The 18,666-nt window shown below is 67.8% G+C and carries 19 protein-coding genes and 1 tRNA gene; 9 read left to right on the forward strand and 11 right to left on the reverse strand.

Features of this window, described 5'->3' with window-relative positions; genetic code table 11:
• Position 1 precedes the first annotated feature (1 nt).
• The 5 genes from cpaB to ABD231_RS00340 form a co-directional block, all read right to left on the reverse strand.
• Complete coding sequence (cpaB, locus tag ABD231_RS00320; protein WP_344143778.1) at positions 2–811, reverse strand: Flp pilus assembly protein CpaB; 810 nt, start codon at positions 809–811, stop codon at positions 2–4.
• A 25-nt stretch (positions 812–836) separates the two neighbouring features.
• A complete protein-coding gene (locus ABD231_RS00325) occupies positions 837–1,943 on the reverse strand; it encodes a TadE/TadG family type IV pilus assembly protein (RefSeq protein ID WP_344143780.1) in 1,107 nt (368 codons plus the stop codon).
• Positions 1,940–2,347 carry a TadE/TadG family type IV pilus assembly protein gene (locus ABD231_RS00330; protein ID WP_344143782.1) on the reverse strand — a complete coding sequence of 136 codons (408 nt, stop codon included), beginning with the start codon at positions 2,345–2,347 and terminating at the stop codon, positions 1,940–1,942. The genes ABD231_RS00325 and ABD231_RS00330 overlap by 4 nt, the downstream gene beginning before the upstream one ends.
• A 30-nt stretch (positions 2,348–2,377) precedes the next feature.
• On the reverse strand, positions 2,378–2,551 hold the full coding sequence (locus tag ABD231_RS00335; protein WP_344143785.1) for a Flp family type IVb pilin: 174 nt from the start codon (positions 2,549–2,551) through the stop codon (positions 2,378–2,380).
• 77 nt (positions 2,552–2,628) lie between these two features.
• The gene (locus ABD231_RS00340) at positions 2,629–2,814 is read right to left on the reverse strand and encodes a Flp family type IVb pilin (protein ID WP_344143787.1); all 186 of its coding nucleotides are present in this window, start codon (positions 2,812–2,814) and stop codon (positions 2,629–2,631) included.
• Between the two features lie 328 nt (positions 2,815–3,142).
• Between ABD231_RS00340 and ABD231_RS00345 the strand changes: the two genes are divergently transcribed.
• A complete protein-coding gene (locus tag ABD231_RS00345) occupies positions 3,143–3,898 on the forward strand; it encodes a prepilin peptidase (protein WP_344143789.1) in 756 nt (251 codons plus the stop codon).
• A gap of 191 nt (positions 3,899–4,089) precedes the next feature.
• The gene (locus tag ABD231_RS00350) at positions 4,090–4,764 is read left to right on the forward strand and encodes a response regulator (protein WP_344143791.1); all 675 of its coding nucleotides are present in this window, start codon (positions 4,090–4,092) and stop codon (positions 4,762–4,764) included.
• A 3-nt stretch (positions 4,765–4,767) separates the two neighbouring features.
• On the opposite strand, the gene ABD231_RS00355 is transcribed toward ABD231_RS00350, so the two are convergent.
• Positions 4,768–5,307, reverse strand: coding sequence for an NUDIX hydrolase (locus ABD231_RS00355; protein WP_344143793.1), 540 nt, complete (start codon positions 5,305–5,307; stop codon positions 4,768–4,770).
• Between the two features lie 231 nt (positions 5,308–5,538).
• Positions 5,539–6,822 (reverse strand): zinc-dependent metalloprotease, encoded by a 1,284-nt coding sequence (locus tag ABD231_RS00360; protein ID WP_344143795.1) that lies wholly within the window; start codon positions 6,820–6,822, stop codon positions 5,539–5,541.
• 123 nt (positions 6,823–6,945) lie between these two features.
• Between ABD231_RS00360 and ABD231_RS00365 the strand changes: the two genes are divergently transcribed.
• From ABD231_RS00365 to ABD231_RS00385, 5 genes are read left to right on the forward strand one after another with little or no spacing between them, the layout of a single operon-like run.
• Complete coding sequence (locus ABD231_RS00365) at positions 6,946–7,371, forward strand: molybdenum cofactor biosynthesis protein MoaE (RefSeq protein WP_344143797.1); 426 nt, start codon at positions 6,946–6,948, stop codon at positions 7,369–7,371.
• A gap of 30 nt (positions 7,372–7,401) precedes the next feature.
• Positions 7,402–7,755 carry a hypothetical protein gene (locus ABD231_RS00370; protein ID WP_344143799.1) on the forward strand — a complete coding sequence of 118 codons (354 nt, stop codon included), beginning with the start codon at positions 7,402–7,404 and terminating at the stop codon, positions 7,753–7,755.
• Complete coding sequence (locus tag ABD231_RS00375) at positions 7,752–8,789, forward strand: YlbL family protein (RefSeq protein WP_344143801.1); 1,038 nt, start codon at positions 7,752–7,754, stop codon at positions 8,787–8,789. The genes ABD231_RS00370 and ABD231_RS00375 overlap by 4 nt, the downstream gene beginning before the upstream one ends.
• A gap of 43 nt (positions 8,790–8,832) precedes the next feature.
• On the forward strand, positions 8,833–9,450 hold the full coding sequence (locus tag ABD231_RS00380; RefSeq protein ID WP_344143803.1) for a PPA1309 family protein: 618 nt from the start codon (positions 8,833–8,835) through the stop codon (positions 9,448–9,450).
• Positions 9,447–12,413 (forward strand): UPF0182 family membrane protein, encoded by a 2,967-nt coding sequence (locus ABD231_RS00385; protein ID WP_344143806.1) that lies wholly within the window; start codon positions 9,447–9,449, stop codon positions 12,411–12,413. The genes ABD231_RS00380 and ABD231_RS00385 overlap by 4 nt, the downstream gene beginning before the upstream one ends.
• 2,053 nt (positions 12,414–14,466) lie before the next feature.
• Here ABD231_RS00385 and ABD231_RS00390 read toward each other — a convergent pair.
• Together ABD231_RS00390 and ABD231_RS00395 are read right to left on the reverse strand one after the other, a co-directional pair.
• Positions 14,467–14,988, reverse strand: a complete 522-nt coding sequence (locus ABD231_RS00390) for a hypothetical protein (RefSeq protein ID WP_344143809.1) — start codon at positions 14,986–14,988, stop codon at positions 14,467–14,469.
• Positions 14,989–15,160: 172 nt separating this feature from the next.
• Positions 15,161–16,126, reverse strand: a complete 966-nt coding sequence (locus ABD231_RS00395; protein WP_344143811.1) for a GNAT family N-acetyltransferase — start codon at positions 16,124–16,126, stop codon at positions 15,161–15,163.
• Between the two features lie 104 nt (positions 16,127–16,230).
• Here ABD231_RS00395 and ABD231_RS00400 point away from each other — a divergent pair.
• Positions 16,231–16,304 (forward strand) — tRNA-Met (locus ABD231_RS00400).
• A 108-nt stretch (positions 16,305–16,412) separates the two neighbouring features.
• Positions 16,413–16,715 (forward strand): hypothetical protein, encoded by a 303-nt coding sequence (locus ABD231_RS00405; protein WP_344143814.1) that lies wholly within the window; start codon positions 16,413–16,415, stop codon positions 16,713–16,715.
• Between the two features lie 63 nt (positions 16,716–16,778).
• On the opposite strand, the gene ABD231_RS00410 is transcribed toward ABD231_RS00405, so the two are convergent.
• Positions 16,779–18,158 carry an FAD-binding oxidoreductase gene (locus tag ABD231_RS00410; protein ID WP_344143816.1) on the reverse strand — a complete coding sequence of 460 codons (1,380 nt, stop codon included), beginning with the start codon at positions 18,156–18,158 and terminating at the stop codon, positions 16,779–16,781.
• A complete protein-coding gene (locus tag ABD231_RS00415; protein WP_344143818.1) occupies positions 18,155–18,604 on the reverse strand; it encodes an acyl-CoA thioesterase in 450 nt (149 codons plus the stop codon). Before ABD231_RS00415 ends, ABD231_RS00410 begins: the two co-directional genes overlap by 4 nt.
• Positions 18,605–18,666 lie beyond the last annotated feature (62 nt).

Genomic DNA, 18,666 nt, shown 5'->3' on the forward strand with positions numbered 1-18,666 from the left:
CTCAGCGTCCCTTCTTGGCCGGTGGTGGGAACTGCGGTACAACGTGGTCGTCGGGCTTCACCAGGGCGTTCGGGCCGTGCAGAGCCAGGTACGGCAGACCGGTCTGGGTGAGCAGGATCAGCCGTTCGGCGTCGTCCTGGTTGACCGCGACGGTCACCAGGATCAGGTCGTTCTGTGGTCCTGAGGTGTTCTGCGAGACGTTGGTGGTCTTGGCGTCGTCCTCGGGCTGCTTCGCCGCGCCGATCGCGATCACCCGCACCTTCGGAATCACGACCCGGGTGTTGCTGATCCCCTTGCCCACTTGCTGTTTGTGCTGGCCGGTGCAGTTCGGCTGCGCGGCGACATCGGCGTTGTCGCCGGTGACGACCGTGCCGAACACCGCGACCTGCGAGCCGACCTTCACGTTGCCGGCCACCGCTTCCGGGCTGCACAGCGTGATCGTGACGGCAACCTGCCCTTCCGGGATCACGAGCCCGTTCGTCGCCCGCTCGGCCGACACGAGCATCGACCTCAGCATCAACTGACCTGGGCCGACGTCGGACGACATGACCAGGGCGTCCTGGTCCGCGGTCAGCTCGGTGACCGCGTCGGTCGACACCGACGCCGCGGGCAGCGTTTCCTTGCGCAACAACGGTTTCGCGTCCTTGACCGTCGTACCGGATGGGATCGCCTTGTCGGCGACAAGCACGGTGACGGCCTGCTGGCCGGCGACGGCGCGGGCGTCCGCCCGGTTGACGTAGACCAGCACGGCCAGCGTTCCGGACACGGCCAGCGCGACCGCCAGCACGATGGTCACAACTCGACGTTTCATGGGATTCTCTCCTCTGCTGGCAGCACTAGCCGGCAAGCTTGATCGCGGTCGCACCGAAGTAGGTGCCGCCGCCGATGGTGGTGGTGACCGGAACGAGGGCCTGGGTGAAATGGCCGAAGATGCAGGACGGCGTGGTCTTGCCGTTCGGGCAGTCGGCCTTGGAGAACCCCGCCGGGAAGACGTCCTTGAGCGGGTTCATGTTCGAGTAGCCGGTCAGCACGAAGGCGGCCAGCCCGATCAGGTGGTACGTCGCCCCGCTGCCACTCCCGGTCGTCGTGTCGAAGATCGGGATGAAGATCGGCGCCCCGCTCGCGCGGTACGACGTCAACGTGTCCTGACAGGCCTGGGAGATGTTCTTGCCGGGATCGTTGCCGCCCACGTAACCGCCGGCGGTCAGGTCGATATCGGCCGTACACGGGCCGCTCTCGGCCAACCAGCCGAACTCGCCAGGCCTGCTCAGACCGGCGCAGGTCGGCGCGTTGGGAGCGTCCCGCACGAAGATCCGGACATCGGTGCCGAACGTCGGGGGAGTACCACCGGTCGCCTGCGTCCACGCGCAGAGCGACAACGTCATCGCGAGCGACTTCGTGGACTGCAGCGCCGGTCCCCACATGGCGCGGGCGCAGGCGAGGACGGTGCTGCCTTGATAACTTGAGTTGCCGGCGATCGCCCGCGAGAACACCGGTGGCAGCAACGACGACCCGCCGGTTGTCCGGGTCGCAGTGTGTACGTCGACGTAGTTCGTACCCGACGCCGGAGCGGTCGGGCAGTCGAGGATCGTCCCCGACGATCCCGGGCAACCCGGCAGGCCGCCTTTGAGATCGCGGCCGCACACCAGGGTCACGGCGGAAACGCCGTCCTTGGCGTTCAGATTCGCGTAGGTGCCCGCGGTTCCCGGCGTACACGAAGGACCGACGACGCAGCTCTTGGCGACTGCGAGCGAGCCGGCGTCGGCGCCGTTCTGCAGCTCGGCGCGCTCCTGGTACAGCGTGCCGACGTCGATGACGAGGGCACCCATCCCCAGCAGTACGCCGGTGCCCAGCAGCGAGGCGACCAGGACACCGAACGCGCCCCGGTCGTCGGAACCGAGCAGCCGCAGCATCGGGCGGCCGAGCTGTCGCATCATGTTCATGTTTCGCATGGCATGACCCCCTGGGCCGTCAAGGTGACCTGGCCGCTCATGCCGCTGCCACCGAAGAAGCTGACGAGATAACCGAGCCCTGGTGTGAACTGGAAGCTGTAGCTGGTCTGAACCGAACCGTTGCTGGCTGGTCCGGCTCCCGTCGGGCAACTCGACGAGATCGCCACACCGACCGGACTGAGCCCGGTCGCGGCGGCCTGCGTCCGGCTCGAGACGTTCGGCTGCCCGAGTGCCACCAGCCGGGCGCCCTCCCGGGCGGCCTGAGTCAGGGTCTGCTGTGCGTTGAGCATCCGGCCGAAGTCGACGATGCCCATCACGATCAGCAGCAGCATCGGCAGCAGCAACGCGAACTCGACCGCGGTCGCGCCCCGGTCCTCGCGGACTCTGGCAAACATTGGTTCTCCTGGTGAATGAGTCCTGGGACTTCAGAACGCGCCGATGACGGCTGTGTACAACGCGGCGACCTGGGGTCCGAAGACGACCAGCGCCGGAGCGACGACCACCGCGATCAGCATCAGCAGCAGGCCGTACTCGACCATCGAGGCCCCGCGCTCGTCGTACCGGAGCATTTCTTTGACGAACCTGGTGAGAGTGCGCATCGGTGCTCCTCGAAACAGTGGCGGCCCGGCCGGTGGGCCGGGCCGCGTCACCCACCTGATCTGAGTGGAACGACCCGTCAGAGGCTGCCGGCGACGGTCGTGAACAGGCCGGCGATTGCCGTACCCAGCGGGCCCGCCGCAGCGGCCACGATGACGGCGATCAGGGCGACCAGCAGGCCGTACTCGACCATCGACGCACCGCGCTCGTCGCGACGCAGCCGGCTGGCGTAGGTCCGCACGAAGGCGGTCAGGTTCTTTCGCATGGGAACTCCTCCTTGAGTGGCGGGCTCCGAGTCCCACCGATCTGGTCCGGCCGGCTCGATGCCATCCGGTACCGGAACCGTGCCCGATCGCCGCGGTGTCGCGGGATCGGTCAACCGGTCACGATCAGCCGCCCAACCGACCGACACCCGACACCGCCGTCCTCCACCTGAACGACCCGACTGCCGACACCCGCTCCCCACCCGACCGACGTCGATGTCCTCCACCCGGACGACGCTGTCGTCCACTCGACCGACACCCGCCCGCCAGTCGGGCAGACCTCCCCGAGCCCCATTTCGCGGCGCTATCAGCCGACCTACCTTGGCCAGCATGAACACGCTGATCTCGACCGGCCCCGCGGGGAGTGGCCTCGCTGGGTGGGTGCTTGCCGGCGCCGTGGTCGGCTTCTTGTCGGCCGCGGTGCTTCGGACGACTGTGTTCCGGTTGTCCGTGCCGTCCGGCGAGCCGCCCCGCACCACGTGCCTGCGTTGTGCGACAGGCGTCAGCGCCATCTTTCGCTGCCCGCGCTGTCATGTGTCGTACGGCGTTCCGCTCGTGCTCGAGTTCGTGACCGCAGCGGTGGCCGGTCTGTTGGCCTGGCGCTTCGCCGGCTCGCCGGCCGCACCCGCCTTCGTCTTCATCGGCGTGATCGGGGTGGCGCTGGCGGCTGTCGACATCTCTGTCCAGCGCTTGCCCAACCGGTTGACCGTCCCGCTCTACCCGGGCCTGATCGTGCTGTTCGGCGCGGCCGCGCTGCTCAGCGGCCGCGCCGATTTGTTGCTTCGGGCAATCTTCGGCGGACTGGTCCTCGGTACGGCGTATCTGATCCTCGCGCTGGTCGGCCGCGGCCAGCTCGGCGGTGGCGATGTGAAGCTCGCCGGCGGTATCGGCATCGCCCTCGGCTGGCTGGGATGGCCGGCCGTCTTCGCCGGGGCGGCGCTCGGGTTCGTCCTGATGGCCGTTGTCTGCCTCGCACTGCTCGCCGCCCGCCGGATCACCCTGCGACACTCCGTGAGTTTCGGCCCGTTCATGCTCGCCGGCGCCCTGGTCGCCGTACTGCTGAGTGCCGCCGCCCCGACCGTCTGATTATTACGTAGCGTGATATCAATAAGTGCTTTCGGGGAATTTGATTACCAAGCGTTCAACCAACTGGGTGAAAAGCACCGACGAAAATTGCGTAACGGAACTCGGCGAGTCCCCGATCACCCTTACAGAACGTGACAACACGTTGTTCTCCGACTGGGGGCCACGGGGGAGAGAATCCGGGGGGACCGGCTATGCACAACCCAATCACGGTCGTCGTCATCGACGGCCACACGCTAACGAGGTACGGGCTGATCGGGCTCGCCGACGCGGACGACGACATCACGATCGTGGGCGGATGCGCTCTGGCGGCTGAGGCGCCCGCGCTGGTCGCATCCGCTCGCCCGGACGTCGTCGTACTCGATGTCGCACTTCCCGACGCGGACGGCTTCCGGCTCGCCCGTGAACTCCGGGACCGGCACGCCGAGCTCGGCATCGTCGTCCTCACGGCCCAGGCCGAGGACGATGTCCTGTTCCGGGCGCTGGAGACCGGCGTCTCCGCCTTCGTCCACAAGACCGCCCCGACCGCCGAGGTCCTCGGAGCGATCCGCCACGCGGCCGTAGCCGCCGCGTCCTTCACCGCCACCGGCCTGGCACACGCCCTGGCGCGCCGCACCCAGGCCGGCCACGTCGGTATGCCGGCGGTGGCAGGCCTCGCGCTCAGCCCGCGTGAGTTCGAAGTCCTCGCCCAGCTCGCCACTGGCCGTTCGGTGCCCGCGATCGCCGCAGGCATGTTCGTCAGCGTCTCGACGGCGAAGACCTACGTCTCGCGCGTTTACGACAAGCTCGGCGCGACCAACCGAGCCGCCGCCATCATGACCGCGATGCGCCTGGGTCTGATCACCGCTGAGGTCGACGTCCCGGCGTAATGGTCAAGCGACGCGCTGCTGGGCGGTGCGGACCAGGTTCCTGACGGTCTGGTCCACTCCATCCGGCAGCGCGTCCATCGCGAACCACGCCAGATCGTGCGACTCCTCGCTGACGACGTACTCCGTCCCACCATCCGCCGTCACCAGGAACTGCACATCCAAGTGGAACGCGCCCGCACACCCGCCCGCCAGAATCTCGTGCCGCGACAACAGCAGCGGACGGCTATCGATCGACAGCCCACCTAACCCCGACTCCTCGCCGGCCTCGCGCAAAGCAGCCCCCACCAGCGTCGAGTCCCCCCGCTCGCAATGCCCACCCAGCTGCAACCAAAGCCCGATCGTCCGATGCAACGTCAGCAACACCCGCTCGCCCGCCCCATCAACCACCAACGCACTAGCCGTCACATGCTCAGGCCGGCACTCCCGCCACATCCCATCCACATGCGCATCGAGATGCCGCAAGTAATGCCCCCGCAACCCCTCCTGCTCCCCATCCGGCGCAACCCACCCCGTCAAAACCCCAACCGCATCCGCAAGAAGCACCAACCCAGCATCCCAACCACCCACCCCGGAGAGCGTGGAGGGGTCGGACGGGCCGCCACCCCGCCGCGGAAAGCGTGGTGGGGTCGGATGGGCCGCCGCCTCACCCCGGAGAGCGGGGGATGGGCCGCCACCCCTCCCACTCCGCCGAGCGTGGTTTGGTCGGGTGGGGACGGTGTCCGCCTCAACCGCGGTTGAGGGAGCCGGGTCCGCGCCCCCACCCGCGTGTGGCGGTTACTTGGGGTCGGTGCCCTCGTCGGTTGGAGGGTTGTCCAGGAAGTCGGTGATGTCGATGTCGGAGAGTTCGCCGGCGTGCTGGGCGAAACCGATGGGGTCGTCGAGGTCGGAGGTGCTGGGGAGGAGGTCGGGGTGGGACCAGAGGTTGTCGCGGCCGTCGATGCCTCGGGCATCGCGGACGGCGGCCCAGAGGTTGGCGGCGTCGCGGAGACGTCGGGGACGCAGTTGCAGACCAACCAGGGTGGCGAACGTCTGCTCGGCGGGACCACCGGCCGCGCGACGGCGGCGTACTGTCTCGGCGAGTTGAATGGCGGCCGGCATCCGGTCCTTGGTTGCTTGCCGTACGACGTCGTCCACCCAGCCCTCGACGAGTGCGAGCGCGGTCTCCAGCCGGGCGAGTGCCGCCTTCTGCTGCTCGGAGTCCTCGGGCTCGAACAGCCCACCGGCGAGTGCCTCCTGCATGGCTTCCGGGTTCTGCGGGTCGATATCGGCCATCGCGCGCTCGATCTTGCCGCGGTCGACCTCGATACCCGCCGCGTAGTCAGCGACGGCAGCGAACAGGTGCTGCCGCAGCCACGGCACTCCGGCGAACAACCGCTGGTGCGCGACCTCACGCAGTGCGAGATAGAGCCGGACGTCCTCGTCCGCCAGCTCCAGCCCCTCGGCGAACTTCACGATGTTGTCCGGCAGCAGAACAGCCTGACCCGTCGGTCCGAGCGGCAGACCGATGTCCGACGAGCTCACCACTTCACCGGCGAGCTCACCGAGCGCCTGACCGACCTGAGCACCGAAGATCGAACCACCGAGCTGCCGCAGCATCCCCGCCATCGGCCCCGCGAGCTGCTGGGCCTCGGCGGGCAGCGCGCCACCCATCGCGCCGGCGACGTGCTCGGCGACCGGGTCGACCACCGTCTGCCACACCGGCAGCGTGTTCTCTACCCACTCGGCGCGGCTCCAGGCCGCGGACGTCGTGGAGACCTCGGGGAGCGTGGTGGCCTCGTCCAGCCAGTGCTCGGCCAGCCGGACGGCGTCGGCGACCCGGTCGGAGTCGGTCGGGGTGATCGACCGGTCACCGGCTGCTGACACCGTCTTGCGGGCGATGTCCTTGGCCAGGTCCCAGTTCACCGGCCTGCCGTCGGTCGAACCGCTCAGCAGCTGCTGGACCTGCGCGAAGATCGCGTTCAGGTCCGGCGTGCCACCCGCGCCGGCCGCACCGGAGAACTGCTGGAACATGGCCTCGAACGGAGTTCCCTTGAACGGGTTGTCCGGTTCGTCGCTCATCGGAGTGGCCTTCCTGTGCGGGTACGGCGTACAACTCCAACGTACTGGTTCATCCGGTCGGTTCCGCCCCCGGCGAACGGGGGTGTGCTGTTCGGCGCTGGAGTACCAAGGGAGAATAGGGACATGAGCGACGCGATCAGGCTGCTGGACATCCGTGCGGATGCGCTGTCCAGCGACGAGGTGCTGGCCGCTGTGTCCGACCCCACAGCGGGCGGGACGGCTCTTTTCGTCGGGACCGTGCGCAACCACGACCAGGCCAAACCGGTCGATCGGCTGAGCTACGAGGCCCATCCGGATGCGCTGAAGCACCTGCGTTTGGTGGCCGAGCGGATCTGCGCAGACCCGGCGGTGACAGCTCTGGCGGCCGTTCATCGGATCGGTGACCTGAAGATCGGGGACGCCGCGGTCATCGTTGCCGTCGCCGCCTCGCATCGAGACGCCGCGTTCGCTGCTTGCCGGCAGTTGATCGACGATCTCAAGTCCGAGGTCCCGATTTGGAAACACCAGCACTTCGCCGACGGTGCCAGCGAGTGGGTCGGCGCACACTGACCCGTACGCTGGGCGCATGAAGGTGGCCGGATGAAGGTTTTGGCGTGGCTGGTGTTCCCGCTGGCCGCCACAGTCCTGGCCATGTGCTGGGCCGCGTGGCGTGGCCGAAACCGTGGTCCGCGCCGGTCCGCCGGTGCCTTCGCCTCGGTCGAGGACTTCCGCCGCTTCAGCGACGCCCTGGCTGCTCCCGGTCCCGAGGCGACTCCTCGCCGCCGCCCGCTCAAGTCCCGGCTGACCAGCCGGCGTGCGTCACGCAACGCTTCGGACACGGCGGGGACGGTCACCGGGGCCCGGTCGTTGGGTTCGGTAGCGGGGCAAGCCGGCAAGAAGCTCGGTTCGGCCGAGACGTTGGATTCCACCAAGACCGCAGGGCAGGGTTCGTGACACGTCGTACCGCCACATTGGTCACTTCGATCGTCGTGCTCGTCCTCTCGCTCGGACTGCTCACCGCGTTCCCGGTGCCGTTCGTCTCGTTCAGCCCGGGGCCGGTCAAGGACACCCTCGGGACGTCGAAGAACAAGCCGGTCATCGAGATCACCGGCTACGACACCTTCCCGACCACCGGCCAGCTCGACCTGACCACGGTCTCGGTCACCTCGCCGGACCGCGAGCTGACCCTGCCGCAGGCGATGCGGAACTGGCTCGACCCGCACCACGACCTGTTCCCGCGCGACATCATCTACCCGCCGGACCAGAGCGCCGACGAGGTCGAGGAACAGAACACCGCGGAGATGACCGGCTCGCAGGACAGCGCGGTCGCGGCCGCGCTGCAGGCCGCGAAGGTCCCCTTCCACACGAAGGTCGCGACGGTGTCGAAGGGATCTCCTGCCGACGGCAAGCTGAAGCCCGGTGATGTCGTCCTGAAGGTCGATGGTCAGCCGATGACCCAGATCCCGCAGGTCGGCGACGCTGTCCGCAAGCACAAGGTCGGCGACACCGTCACGTTCCTGATCCGCCGGGACAAGAAGGAGCAGACGGTCGAGCTGAAGACCGCGGGCACCCCCGGCGAGGAGACCCGCCCGATGGTCGGCATCACGATCGGGGTCGACTCCCAGGTCAAGGTGACGGTCAACCTCGGCCAGGACATCGGCGGCCCGAGCGCCGGGACGGCCTTCGCCCTGGCCATCTACGACAAGCTGACCCCCGGTCCGCTGCTGGCCGGTAAGCACGTCGCCGGCACCGGCACGATCGACGCGCTCGGTCAGGTCGGCGCCATCGGCGGTATCCAGCAGAAGATCGCCGGCGCCAAGGAGGACGGCGCCACGGTGTTCCTGGTACCGGCCCAGAACTGTGCGGCCGCGCTGCATGCCGGCGTGAAGGGCATTCAGCTGGTGAAGATCAGCACCCTGGACGACGCGATCGCCGGACTGCAGGCGGTCAGCAGTGGGAAGGGTGACGTTCCCGGATGTACGCCCTGAGTCATCGAGAAGAATCTGCCGGCCGAAGGAGAGATCTGGCGGTATGGAATCCGTAGGCATCCTGCCTCCTGACGCGCTCAGCCGAGCGGTGATCGAGATCGAGAAGCACGTGAGCAGCGCGGGCTGGGACCAGCCCGCGCAATTGTTCGCGCTGGTCCCCACTGACGATCTGCTGCGGGCCGAGCCCCAGTTGGCCGCCGAGCTCGGGGCCGACGACCTGTCCCAGCCGCTCACCCCGGTCGCCCAGGGCGAGCTGCCCGGTGTGCTCGAGGACGAGCACCTGGCCGACGCGCTGGCCCGGATCGAGTGGCCTGACGGCGTCAGCGGTTGCGCTCTCGCCATCGAGCGAATCGTTCTCCCCGCCGCGGCCGAGGCGGGCCTGTCCGCCACCGAGACCGACGCCGAGCTCGCCCGGATGGCCGGCAGTGATCCACGCCGCCACGAGGTCCGGATGGTCGCGGCCGTCCTGCGCGAGGGCGACCGCTTCGGCGCCGTCCGGCTGCGCTCCCACGACGAGGACAGCGCCGTACTCACCGGCACCGACTTGGTCCCCACGCTGTGCGAAGTACTGTCATTGACATTCGAACCCTCGACCGGCGTGCTGCCGGGCGCGGGTCCTGGGGTCGACGGCAGCAGTGACGACGAGGAGAACCGACCATGAGTGACGGCGTCTACGACATGCCGGACGAGCCGCGTCGGGCGGATCGAAATCCCGGGCGACGCCCACGGGCGTTGCTGCCGACGATCGCGACCCTGATCGTGCTGCTGATCCTGTTCAGCGTCTTCACCGACGTCTGGACCCAACGTCTCTGGTACCGCTCGGTCGACCTCGGCTCGGTGTTCAGCACCGTCCTGGGCACCCGGGTGCTGCTGTTCGTGGTGGTCGGTCTGGTGATGGCCGCTGCGGTCGTGGCGAACGTCGTGGTGGCCTTCCGGACCCGGCCGCGGGTGGCACTCGCCCCGTCGCCGAGCCCGGGCTTCGAGCGGTACGGCGATCTGCTCCAGCAGCGCGGCAAGATCGCGATCGGCGTGGTCGCCGTACTGATGCTGATCTTCGGCGGTTCGGCCGCTTCGGGTGAGTGGAAGGTCTTCCTCGCCTGGCGGAACCGGACACCGTTCGGTGTCACCGACCAGCACTTCAACAAGGACATCGCGTTCTTCGTCTTCGACTACCCGTGGCTGCGCGTGCTGCTCGGCTTCGGCTACTCGATCGTGTTGCTGTCGCTGGTCGCCGCGATCATTACCCACTACCTGTACGGCGGTTTCCGCCCGTCGGCCAAGGGGCAGAAGGCCTCGGGGGCGGCGCAGGTGCAGTTCTCGGTGCTGCTGGGTCTGCTCGTCCTGCTGAAGGCCTTCAGCTACTGGCTCGACCGCTACGGCCTCACCACCGGCAAGGCACGGTTGTTCACCGGTATCTCCTATACGGGCGACAACGCGGTCCTGCCCAGCAAGGAGATCCTGGCTGTCATAGCCGTGTTGTGTGCCGTGCTGTTCTTCGCGAACGTGGTCCGGCGCACCTGGTTGCTGCCCGGAGTGGGCACGGTCGTGCTGATCCTGTCGGCGATCCTCCTCGGCGCCCTCTGGCCGGCCGCGCTGCAGCAGTTGCGCGTCCGCCCGAGCGAGCCCGTGAAGGAAGCGCCGTACATCGACAAGAACATCGCGGCGACCCGGCAGGCCTACGGGCTGCAGGGCACCGAGGTCATCGACTACAAGGCGAAGACCACGGCCACGCCCTCGGAGCTGGCCCAGGACGCCGAGGTGCTGCCCGGTATCCGGCTGATCGACCCCAGTGTCGTCGGCCCGACCTTCGAGCAGTTGCAGCAGGTGCGTGGCTTCTACTCGTTCCCGACCGATCTGGACGTCGACCGCTACAAGATCGGCAACAAGACCGCCGACACCGTGATCGCGGTCCGCGAGGTGCAGATCGACAAGCTGCCGGCCGGTCAGCGCAACTGGAACAACGACCACACCGTCTACACCCACGGCTACGGCGTGGTCGCCGCGAACGGCAACCAGCGCGCCGCCGACGGTACGCCGGTCTGGACGGAGAAGGACCTGCCGCCGACCGGACAACTCGGGGACTACGAACCCCGCATCTACTTCGGCGAGAAGTCGCCGGACTACTCGATCGTCGGTGGCCCGAAGGGCGGCCAGGCGGTGGAGCTGGACACCCCGGAGGGGACGACCGGCGGTAACCCGACGCTCAACACCTACGACGGCAAGGGCGGGGTCGGGATCGGCAGCTTCGGGAACCGGTTGCTCTATGCCACCAAGTTCCGCGACGCCAACCTGCTGCTGTCCAGCCGGGTGAACTCGGACTCGAAGATTCTCTACGACCGCACCCCGCGCGAGCGGGTCGAGAAGGCGGCGCCGTGGCTGACGCCGGACGGTGACCCGTACCCGGCGATCGTCGACGGACAGGTCGTCTGGATCGTCGACGGCTACACCACCTCGGCAAACTACCCGTACGCGCAGAAGGTCGCCCTGGACGACAGCACCCGGGACACCACCACGGGGCGCGGCACGATCGCGCAGCAGCCGAGCGAGGAGATCAACTACATCCGCAACTCGGTCAAGGCGGTCGTGAACGCCTACGACGGCTCGGTCGAGCTGTACGCGTGGGACGAGGGCGACCCGGTGCTGAAGACCTGGATGAAGGCCTTCCCGAACACGGTCAAGCCGCGCTCGGACATCTCGCCGGACCTGATGTCGCACCTGCGCTACCCGGAGGACATGTTCAAGGTCCAGCGCGACCTGCTGGCCAAGTACCACGTGACGGACTCGACCACCTGGTACCAGAACAGCGACCTGTGGCGCGTGCCGGCCGACCCGACCGCGGCAGTCACGGCGAACACGGATTCGTCGGTGCAAAACAACCAGCCTCCGTTCTATCTCTCGTTGCGGATGCCCGGTCAGACGGACCCCAAGTTCTCGCTGACCTCGGTCTACGTACCGAACGCGGAGCGGGAGAACCTCACCGCGTTCATGGCGGTCGATGCCGAGGCGACCTCGAAGGACTACGGCAAGTTCCGGATCCTCCGATTGCCCGGCAACGTGCAGATCCCCGGGCCCGGGCAGGTGTACACCAAGTTCCAGACCGACGACGGGATCAGATCGGCGCTGCTGCCGATCAACCAGCCGTCCAGCGGGACGAAAGCACAGTTCGGCAACCTGCTGACCCTTCCGCTGGGTGGTGGTCTGCTCTACGTGCAGCCCGTCTACTCGGTCCGGACCGGTGGAGCCGGTAGCTATCCGGTGCTGCGCTACGTCCTGGTCTCCTTCGGTGATCGGGTCGCCTACGGTTCGACGTTGCAGGAGGCGCTGACCAAGGTCTTCGACACCACCGTCGACACCGGCGAGGACCCGAAGCCGCCGACGAACCAGCCGCCCGCGAACCAGACGATCAAGGAAGCACTCACCGAGGCACAGGCGGCCTACACCGCTGCGCAGACTGCCTTGAAGGCTGGTGACCTGGCCGGCTACGCGCGAGAGATCGACAAGATGAAGGCCGCAGTCGATCGAGCCGCCGCCGCAGGCGCCGCACCGACTCCGACACCGAGCGCGAACCCCTCGGGGACACCGTCGACCGCGCCCTCCACCCCGCCAAGCTCACCCACCGGCTGACCCCGGCGACCAGTAACAGTTCACGAGAGGCGGTGACACCGGCAACGACCGGGTCACCGCCTCTCGCATTGACCAGTCAGAGGTACGCGTTGCCTGGGGCTGACGGGCTTGGGTTGCTGCCGAGGGACGAGGCGGTTGTCAGCCAACCCATCGTGGTGGTTTCTGCTGTTGCACGGTTGCCGACTGCCAGCCCCGTGCGGTAGTCACCCATCCGCGAACCTCTACCCGCACCCGCTCGTTCCCGAAATCTGCAGTGCGGGGCGCATGTTGGGCCTGTCGGGCACAAGATGCGCCCCGCTCCGCCTCCCACCGCGGTCCGACAGGTGAGCTCGCCCGAAGCCGCCCCTTTACACGAGGTCTGTGGAACATCCCTGCCGGCCGCAGCGGCGAACAACCACCGCCGCACACCCCCGGCCGCATGGCAGCGAACCTCAGCCACGGCCCGCCGTACCCAACCCACCCATCAAGCACAAGATCCCCGTTTGGTGGGTGAACCCACCCAGTGGGAGGTTCCCACCCCGAAATCCGGTACGGGAACCTCCCATTTGATGGGGGAACTCCAACGCCGGTTAGTTAGGCGGTTCGGGGTGGTGTCAAGAGCGGTGCTGTACGGCGCCATTGGGGAGCGCTACCCCACCAAATCGGCGGGTAGGGCTCCCCAGCCGTGTGGAACGGTGGTGGTGGGTCCTCCCCAAACCGGTTTGGGGAGGATGCCGGCCGGTGTCGAACTGGTGTGGGGTGGATATCGGCCGTATTCGGGGGCCGGATCCTCCCCGAATGGCCACGGGCAGTGCGCTGGCGCTCCCCGAACCGGTTCGGGGAGTTGGGTCGCGGCTGGCTCGGCCGGCGCCGCCCGAGCTGCCTTAACTAACCGGCCCTGGGGCAGATGTATCGGGGCCGGAGGCGGGACCACTGCCAACCCGATTCCTTCCAGCACGGCAACCAAGACCCGGCACCACGAGTCTTCCCGGACGGCAACCAAGCCCCGGCAACCCGAGTCTTCTTTTTCCGCACGCCAGCCGAAGCCCGGTCACCCAAGGGCAGCGTGAAACCGCGGTCACCGGACCCCGCCATCCAGCCCAGCCATCACGGCGCCCCGCCAGGCTGTCTTTCAGGTCGGCCGGGAGCGGTGATCAGCCACAGCGCGCGTCTCCGGCCGAGAACCTTTCGGCCCGCACCCACTCGACCGCCAAAGGCGGCCGACTGAAGCCGGAGGGGCGAGCTGGGCGGGTGGCTGGGCTGGATGGCGAGGCCGGCGACCGCGGGTTCACGTTGCCTGGGGCTGACGGGCTGTGGCTGAGGTACGTGACGCCCGAGTTCTGCGTTACCCGAGGGCTTAGGGGACTCGGTGACGAAAGCCCATCGGCCAACGCACCCGGCAGCCCCGGGGACCCGGGATCGCGGGCCGGCGGTCACCTTGCGCACCCGTCAACCACGCGAGCCCGTCGGGACGGTCGAGCGGTGCTCAAGGTCGCCTCGACCAGCGCACGTTGAGCACGCCTCAACCGCCCGAGCCCGGCCGGGACGGTCGAACGGTGCTCAAGGTCGACCGAGCGGCTCACCTTGAGCATCCCCTCAACCACTGTTCGGCTGCGCACGTGGTTGAGCCGTGCACGACGTCGTACCGGCTCGAGGCGAGGTGGGTGGTGGCGACGTGGGCCTGGCGTACTCACGATTCCCTGAACCGGTTTGGGGAGGATGGGCGCGGTCGCGGGGATGGTCTGGGGAGGATTCACCGCCCGAATGCGTCCGGGATCCGCCCCGAACCGGTTTGGGGAGGATCCCGCCCCCCGGCCAGGGCGAGGGGAACGCGGGGGCCTGCTCGCCGGCTCCGGTGGGGTGGGCTCGCTGAGGTCGCCGTACTGGACCGTGCTTGACGCGATCCCGAACCGCCTAGCTAACCGGCCTTGGGGGAAACCCATCAGATGGCGGGCGGGTATGGCAGCCGAGCCGAGGGAAGGGAGCGGGCTGGTGGCAGGCGGGGAAGGGGCGGGCCCGGTGGCAGGCGGGGAGGCGGCAGACCGGGTTGCGGCTTGCGGGCCAGGGCGTCGGGTCAGTTCTCCGGGTGGAAGCCGGTGGCGGTGTTGATGAGGTCGTCCTCGGTGAACCGGGTTCGGTCGAGCGAGACCTCCGCGGCTACCCCGGGGGTCACGAGGTAGAACACCTCGTCGTCGTCGGCCAGACCGTCGTACGGGCCGATCTTGACCGGGCGCAGCTGCCAGGAGCCGGGATCCTTCTCCTCGTACTCGATGAGGAAGGTGTGGAGTGCCTCGAGGTCGGTGAGCTTGGCGCCGCGCAGGGTTTTGACGGTCAGGTCGACCTTGAACGCGCCTTCCGGATCAGGGCCGGTCTCCCAGACCCGGCTGTGGAAGACGACGTCCTCCCACTCGTACTCGAAGTCGCTCGGTGTCCCGATGCCGCCGGGGAGATGCTCGATGACGAAGCCGTCCACGGTGCGTGCCCTTTGCTCGATCGACGGGGAGGACGCGGAGTACGGCGCCGAGGCTCCGGCGGCTGCCGCGCCGGCAGCCGTCCAGACACCCAGGGAGGCCAGGATTACCGCGCTGCACCTCACGATACGGCTCGGGCGTGGCACGATTCGGGAACGACGGGACGATCGCAACATGGCTGCCTCCAGGGTTACCTCGGCGCCGCACTCCTTCGCGTGGCGCCTCTTGCCCAAGAAGATGCAGCGATCGTCATCCTTCCTGACCGCCGATTTCCGAATCTGTGGACAACCGGCCGGCTCAGTGTCCGATCAAGCGGTGCAGGCGATGGAAGGTCTGCTGAAACCCGAGCGCCGGCCAGGCGCGGGACGACAACAGGTTCGTCACCCGCCAGTCGGTGACGACGGAGTCGTAGCCCATCTCGGCCGACCAGTTCAGCACCGCTTCACCCAACGCCCGCCCGACACCCAGACCACGCGCCTCGGGGAGCACGGCAGCGAACCCCAGGAAGCCGCCGTTGTCCGGCTGCGACAGCCCGCTATGGGTGCTCCCCTTCTCGATAGATGAACCGACCGACGACCCGATCACCTTGCCGTTGCTCTCGGCCACAAAAGTCACGTAGTCCGGATCCTCGAAGTCCTCTTCCCACTCCGCCTGTGCCTCCTCCAGTGTCGGCAGCGTGCCGGCCGAGAAGACCGGCGACAACCCCTGGTGCTGCGGGAGCGAGAGATCCAGCTGCGCAAGGACAGAGATGTCATCGCGAACCGCCGGCCGCACAGTCAGCCCCGGCCGTGCAGGAATCGGCACGGAGGGAACCGGCCGAATCGCGTGCGCCTGCTGCGAACCGAACGCCAGCCGGAACCACGCGTCAAGAAGCGCGGCGTCATCCGGAACCAGCGTGTAGTGCGCGATCCGTCCATCGTCGACCCACTTGGCCGCAGCCGCGCCGTACAGGTCTCTGATGTGCTCTGTCTCACGCACTGCGTGCCCGGCAGCCTCCACCCAGATGTTGGGTCCCCACACCGGCGACTTCTTCGGTGCCCCGAGCAAGTACCCGGTCACCTCGTCGCCCTCGCGCAGCACGGCGCCGGAGGCACCTTCGGACTCCCACACAGCCGTCACCTCAACCAGCGCACGCTGTTGGTCCTCATAGGCCGCAGACAACAGCGGATGCCGCTTGCGATGCTCCTGGTGCCGCTCCGCCAAGAGCGCTGCCGCCGCGGGCAGATCCGTTGCTTCGAACGGCCGGATGTCGAGTCGAGACATACCCGGACGGTACGCCGCGCAGCTCCCCGCAGGACACGGATTTTCGGGCAGACCGATAACTGATTTGGTTGCCCGGCGCAGATCCACTAATCTAAACCCAGCGGCGCGGGGTGGAGCAGCTCGGTAGCTCGCTGGGCTCATAACCCAGAGGTCGCAGGTTCAAATCCTGCCCCCGCTACTACCCGAAGACCCGGACCACTTGGTCCGGGTCTTCGTCTTTCCCTGGCAAGCCGGTCCGGAGCCGCGGCCCATATTTCGCTGGCTAGGCGCCGGGTACCGTTGGGCCGTGGGTACGAAGGCTGAGCGGCGGGCTGCGGGTCAGCAGGTTGCTGCCTATCACGAGGCGCAACTGGCTGCGCTGGTTCAGCGGGTCGCGGAGGCGGTCGATCGGCACCGCGACGGTGAGTTGGACGTCTTCGGAGCCGACGAAGTGATCTTCCAGTACCAGCGTGCGGCGCGGCAGCTGTGGACGTTCTGCCAGGGCGCCGGCAGCAGGGTCGAGTTCACCGCTCAGATCATCCGGCGGATGGCTGAGGACGGCGAACCTGTCGATTGGTGGGAGCGCGGCCGTCCGCACCGCCGCAGTTGAGCAACTTGTCCTGCTATCAGCGAAGGCCCCTGCTGGTCAGAGGCCTTCGTCGTGCGTAGTGGATCAGGCCGGCTTGATGTTGTGGTTGAAGCGGAACAGGTTGTTCGGGTCGTACTGGGTCTTCACCTTCGCGAGTCGTGCCAGCCGGTCCTCATTCCAGAAGGCGCTGACGCGGTCTACGTCCTCGTCGCCGGTGACGAGGTTGAGGTAGCTGTCGCCGGAGCCGACTGCGCGGAGGTCGGCGCCTGCTTGTTTGGCCCAGCCTCGGCAGCGGTCGGTGTCCGCGGGGTCTGTCCATTGGGCCATGACGTGGATCAGCCAGCTGTCCTGGCGGTGGCTGAAGGCGGTGGCGTCCGGATCGACCCTTGTCACGGCGTTGTCGAACGGGATCACCTGCATGATCGAGTGGTCGGTGGGCAGGGTAGCGCCGTACGAGGACAGGGTTTCGATTTGCTTGGTGCCCAGTTCGGGGAGGTACTCGCCGGTCCAGTAGTGCAGGTTGCCGTTCGGGTTCAGCGGGTCGAGCAGTTGCTGTACGGCGGTGTACGGCATCGGGTAGATGAAGTCGAGCACGGGGGAGCCGAACTCCTGGACCGGCCGCACGATCTCGGGGTCGAGGTCGGTACCGAAGTACCGCAGGAAGATACCGATCAGCCGGCGGCCGCGGTGTTCCTCGGGGATGACGTCGAGCGGCGGGGCGAACTGGATGACCGCATCCGCGCTCAGCTCCTCGGGAGTGTCGACGATGAAGTCCCGCAGGAAGGCCAGTACTTCGGGGGCCTGTTCCACTGGCCAGGCGACCATGCCAGCCAGGATGGTCGGGCCGACCGGGTGGCAGCGGAACTCGAATGAGGTGACCACGCCGAAGTTGCCGCCGCCGCCACGCAGGGCCCAGAACAGTTCGGGGTGGCTGTCGGCGCTGGCGGTGACGACTGTGCCGTCGGCGGTGACCACGTCGGCGGACAGGAGGTTGTCGCAGGTGAGGCCGTAGCGGCGCTGCAGCATGCCCATGCCACCGGTGAGTGCCAGTCCGCCGATGCCGGTCATTGAGACCTGGCCGCTGGGGGTTGCCAGGCCGAAGAGTTGAGTGTTCGCATCCAGGTCGGCCAGGGTGGCGCCGCCGGAGACCCGTACGGTCTGGGCCTCGGAGTCGACTCGGACATCGCGCATGCCGGACAGGTCGACCAGCAGGCCGTCGTCGCAGGTCCCGTGGCCGGCGACGCTGTGGCCGCCGCCGCGGATCGCGACCGGAAGCGAGTGTTCGACGGCGAATCGCACCGAGTGGACCACGTCGGCGACTCCTCGGCAGCGGGCGATCACCGCGGGCCGACGATCGATCATGCCGTTGTAGACGTGGCGCGCGTCTTCGTAGCCGGGATCACCGGGTACGAGGAGTTCACCGCGTAATTGGGCGGCGAGTTGATCGGTCGGTAGCTGATTCATCTGGTCGCCTTCCGATTTTCAAGAAAGGTTTCGAATTTATCGTGCCACGATGCGGGGCCGCTCAGCCGAAGGCCTTTCTCGGGGTCGACCAGTGCGTGTTGTGACTTCGCCTCGGCGATCAGCTGGCCGCCGGTTTTGCGATAGATCTCGTAATTGCAGTCGAGCCGGATGGTGAGTGGTGCGGTCCAGGTCCGGATCAGCAGGTCGTCGAGGTAGTGGGCGGGCGTGTGGAATCGGATATGAAATTCGGTGGTGGTGACCAGGTAGTCCCGGTAGTCGACGCCGGCGGCCAGGGCGAAGGCCTCCCGGCCCAGGTCGCACCAGGTCATGTAGTTGCCGTAGTAGGCATGACGCTGCAGGTCGCACTCGGACCAGCGCACCCGGACACTCGTCTCCACGAATGCCCCGCGCATGATCCGGGGCGCCGTCTCGACCCAGCGCGGCATAGGCCGTTTCCTTCCGCTCGGTTCAGTAAATGAAAGAATCTCCATAATTGACGTATGATGTG

It is taken from the genome of Kribbella yunnanensis, assembly GCF_039529655.1.
Taxonomy (GTDB): Bacteria; Actinomycetota; Actinomycetes; order Propionibacteriales; family Kribbellaceae; genus Kribbella; species Kribbella yunnanensis.

Bases quoted from the DNA above. Each gene is read 5' to 3' on its own strand.
- ABD231_RS00325 (WP_344143780.1), bottom strand. From the start codon at position 1,943: ATGAACATGATGCGACAGCTCGGCCGCCCGATGCTGCGGCTGCTCGGT.
- ABD231_RS00330 (WP_344143782.1), bottom strand. From the start codon at position 2,347: ATGTTTGCCAGAGTCCGCGAGGACCGGGGCGCGACCGCGGTCGAGTTC.
- ABD231_RS00370 (WP_344143799.1), top strand. From the start codon at position 7,402: ATGAAGGTTTTGGCGTGGCTGGTGTTCCCGCTGGCCGCCACAGTCCTG.
- ABD231_RS00335 (WP_344143785.1), bottom strand. From the start codon at position 2,551: ATGCGCACTCTCACCAGGTTCGTCAAAGAAATGCTCCGGTACGACGAG.
- ABD231_RS00340 (WP_344143787.1), bottom strand. From the start codon at position 2,814: ATGCGAAAGAACCTGACCGCCTTCGTGCGGACCTACGCCAGCCGGCTG.
- ABD231_RS00415 (WP_344143818.1), bottom strand. From the start codon at position 18,604: ATGCCGCGCTGGGTCGAGACGGCGCCCCGGATCATGCGCGGGGCATTC.
- ABD231_RS00385 (WP_344143806.1), top strand. From the start codon at position 9,447: ATGAGTGACGGCGTCTACGACATGCCGGACGAGCCGCGTCGGGCGGAT.
- ABD231_RS00365 (WP_344143797.1), top strand. From the start codon at position 6,946: ATGAGCGACGCGATCAGGCTGCTGGACATCCGTGCGGATGCGCTGTCC.
- ABD231_RS00360 (WP_344143795.1), bottom strand. From the start codon at position 6,822: ATGAGCGACGAACCGGACAACCCGTTCAAGGGAACTCCGTTCGAGGCC.
- ABD231_RS00410 (WP_344143816.1), bottom strand. From the start codon at position 18,158: ATGAATCAGCTACCGACCGATCAACTCGCCGCCCAATTACGCGGTGAA.
- ABD231_RS00345 (WP_344143789.1), top strand. From the start codon at position 3,143: ATGAACACGCTGATCTCGACCGGCCCCGCGGGGAGTGGCCTCGCTGGG.
- ABD231_RS00380 (WP_344143803.1), top strand. From the start codon at position 8,833: ATGGAATCCGTAGGCATCCTGCCTCCTGACGCGCTCAGCCGAGCGGTG.
- cpaB (WP_344143778.1), bottom strand. From the start codon at position 811: ATGAAACGTCGAGTTGTGACCATCGTGCTGGCGGTCGCGCTGGCCGTG.
- ABD231_RS00395 (WP_344143811.1), bottom strand. From the start codon at position 16,126: ATGTCTCGACTCGACATCCGGCCGTTCGAAGCAACGGATCTGCCCGCG.
- ABD231_RS00350 (WP_344143791.1), top strand. From the start codon at position 4,090: ATGCACAACCCAATCACGGTCGTCGTCATCGACGGCCACACGCTAACG.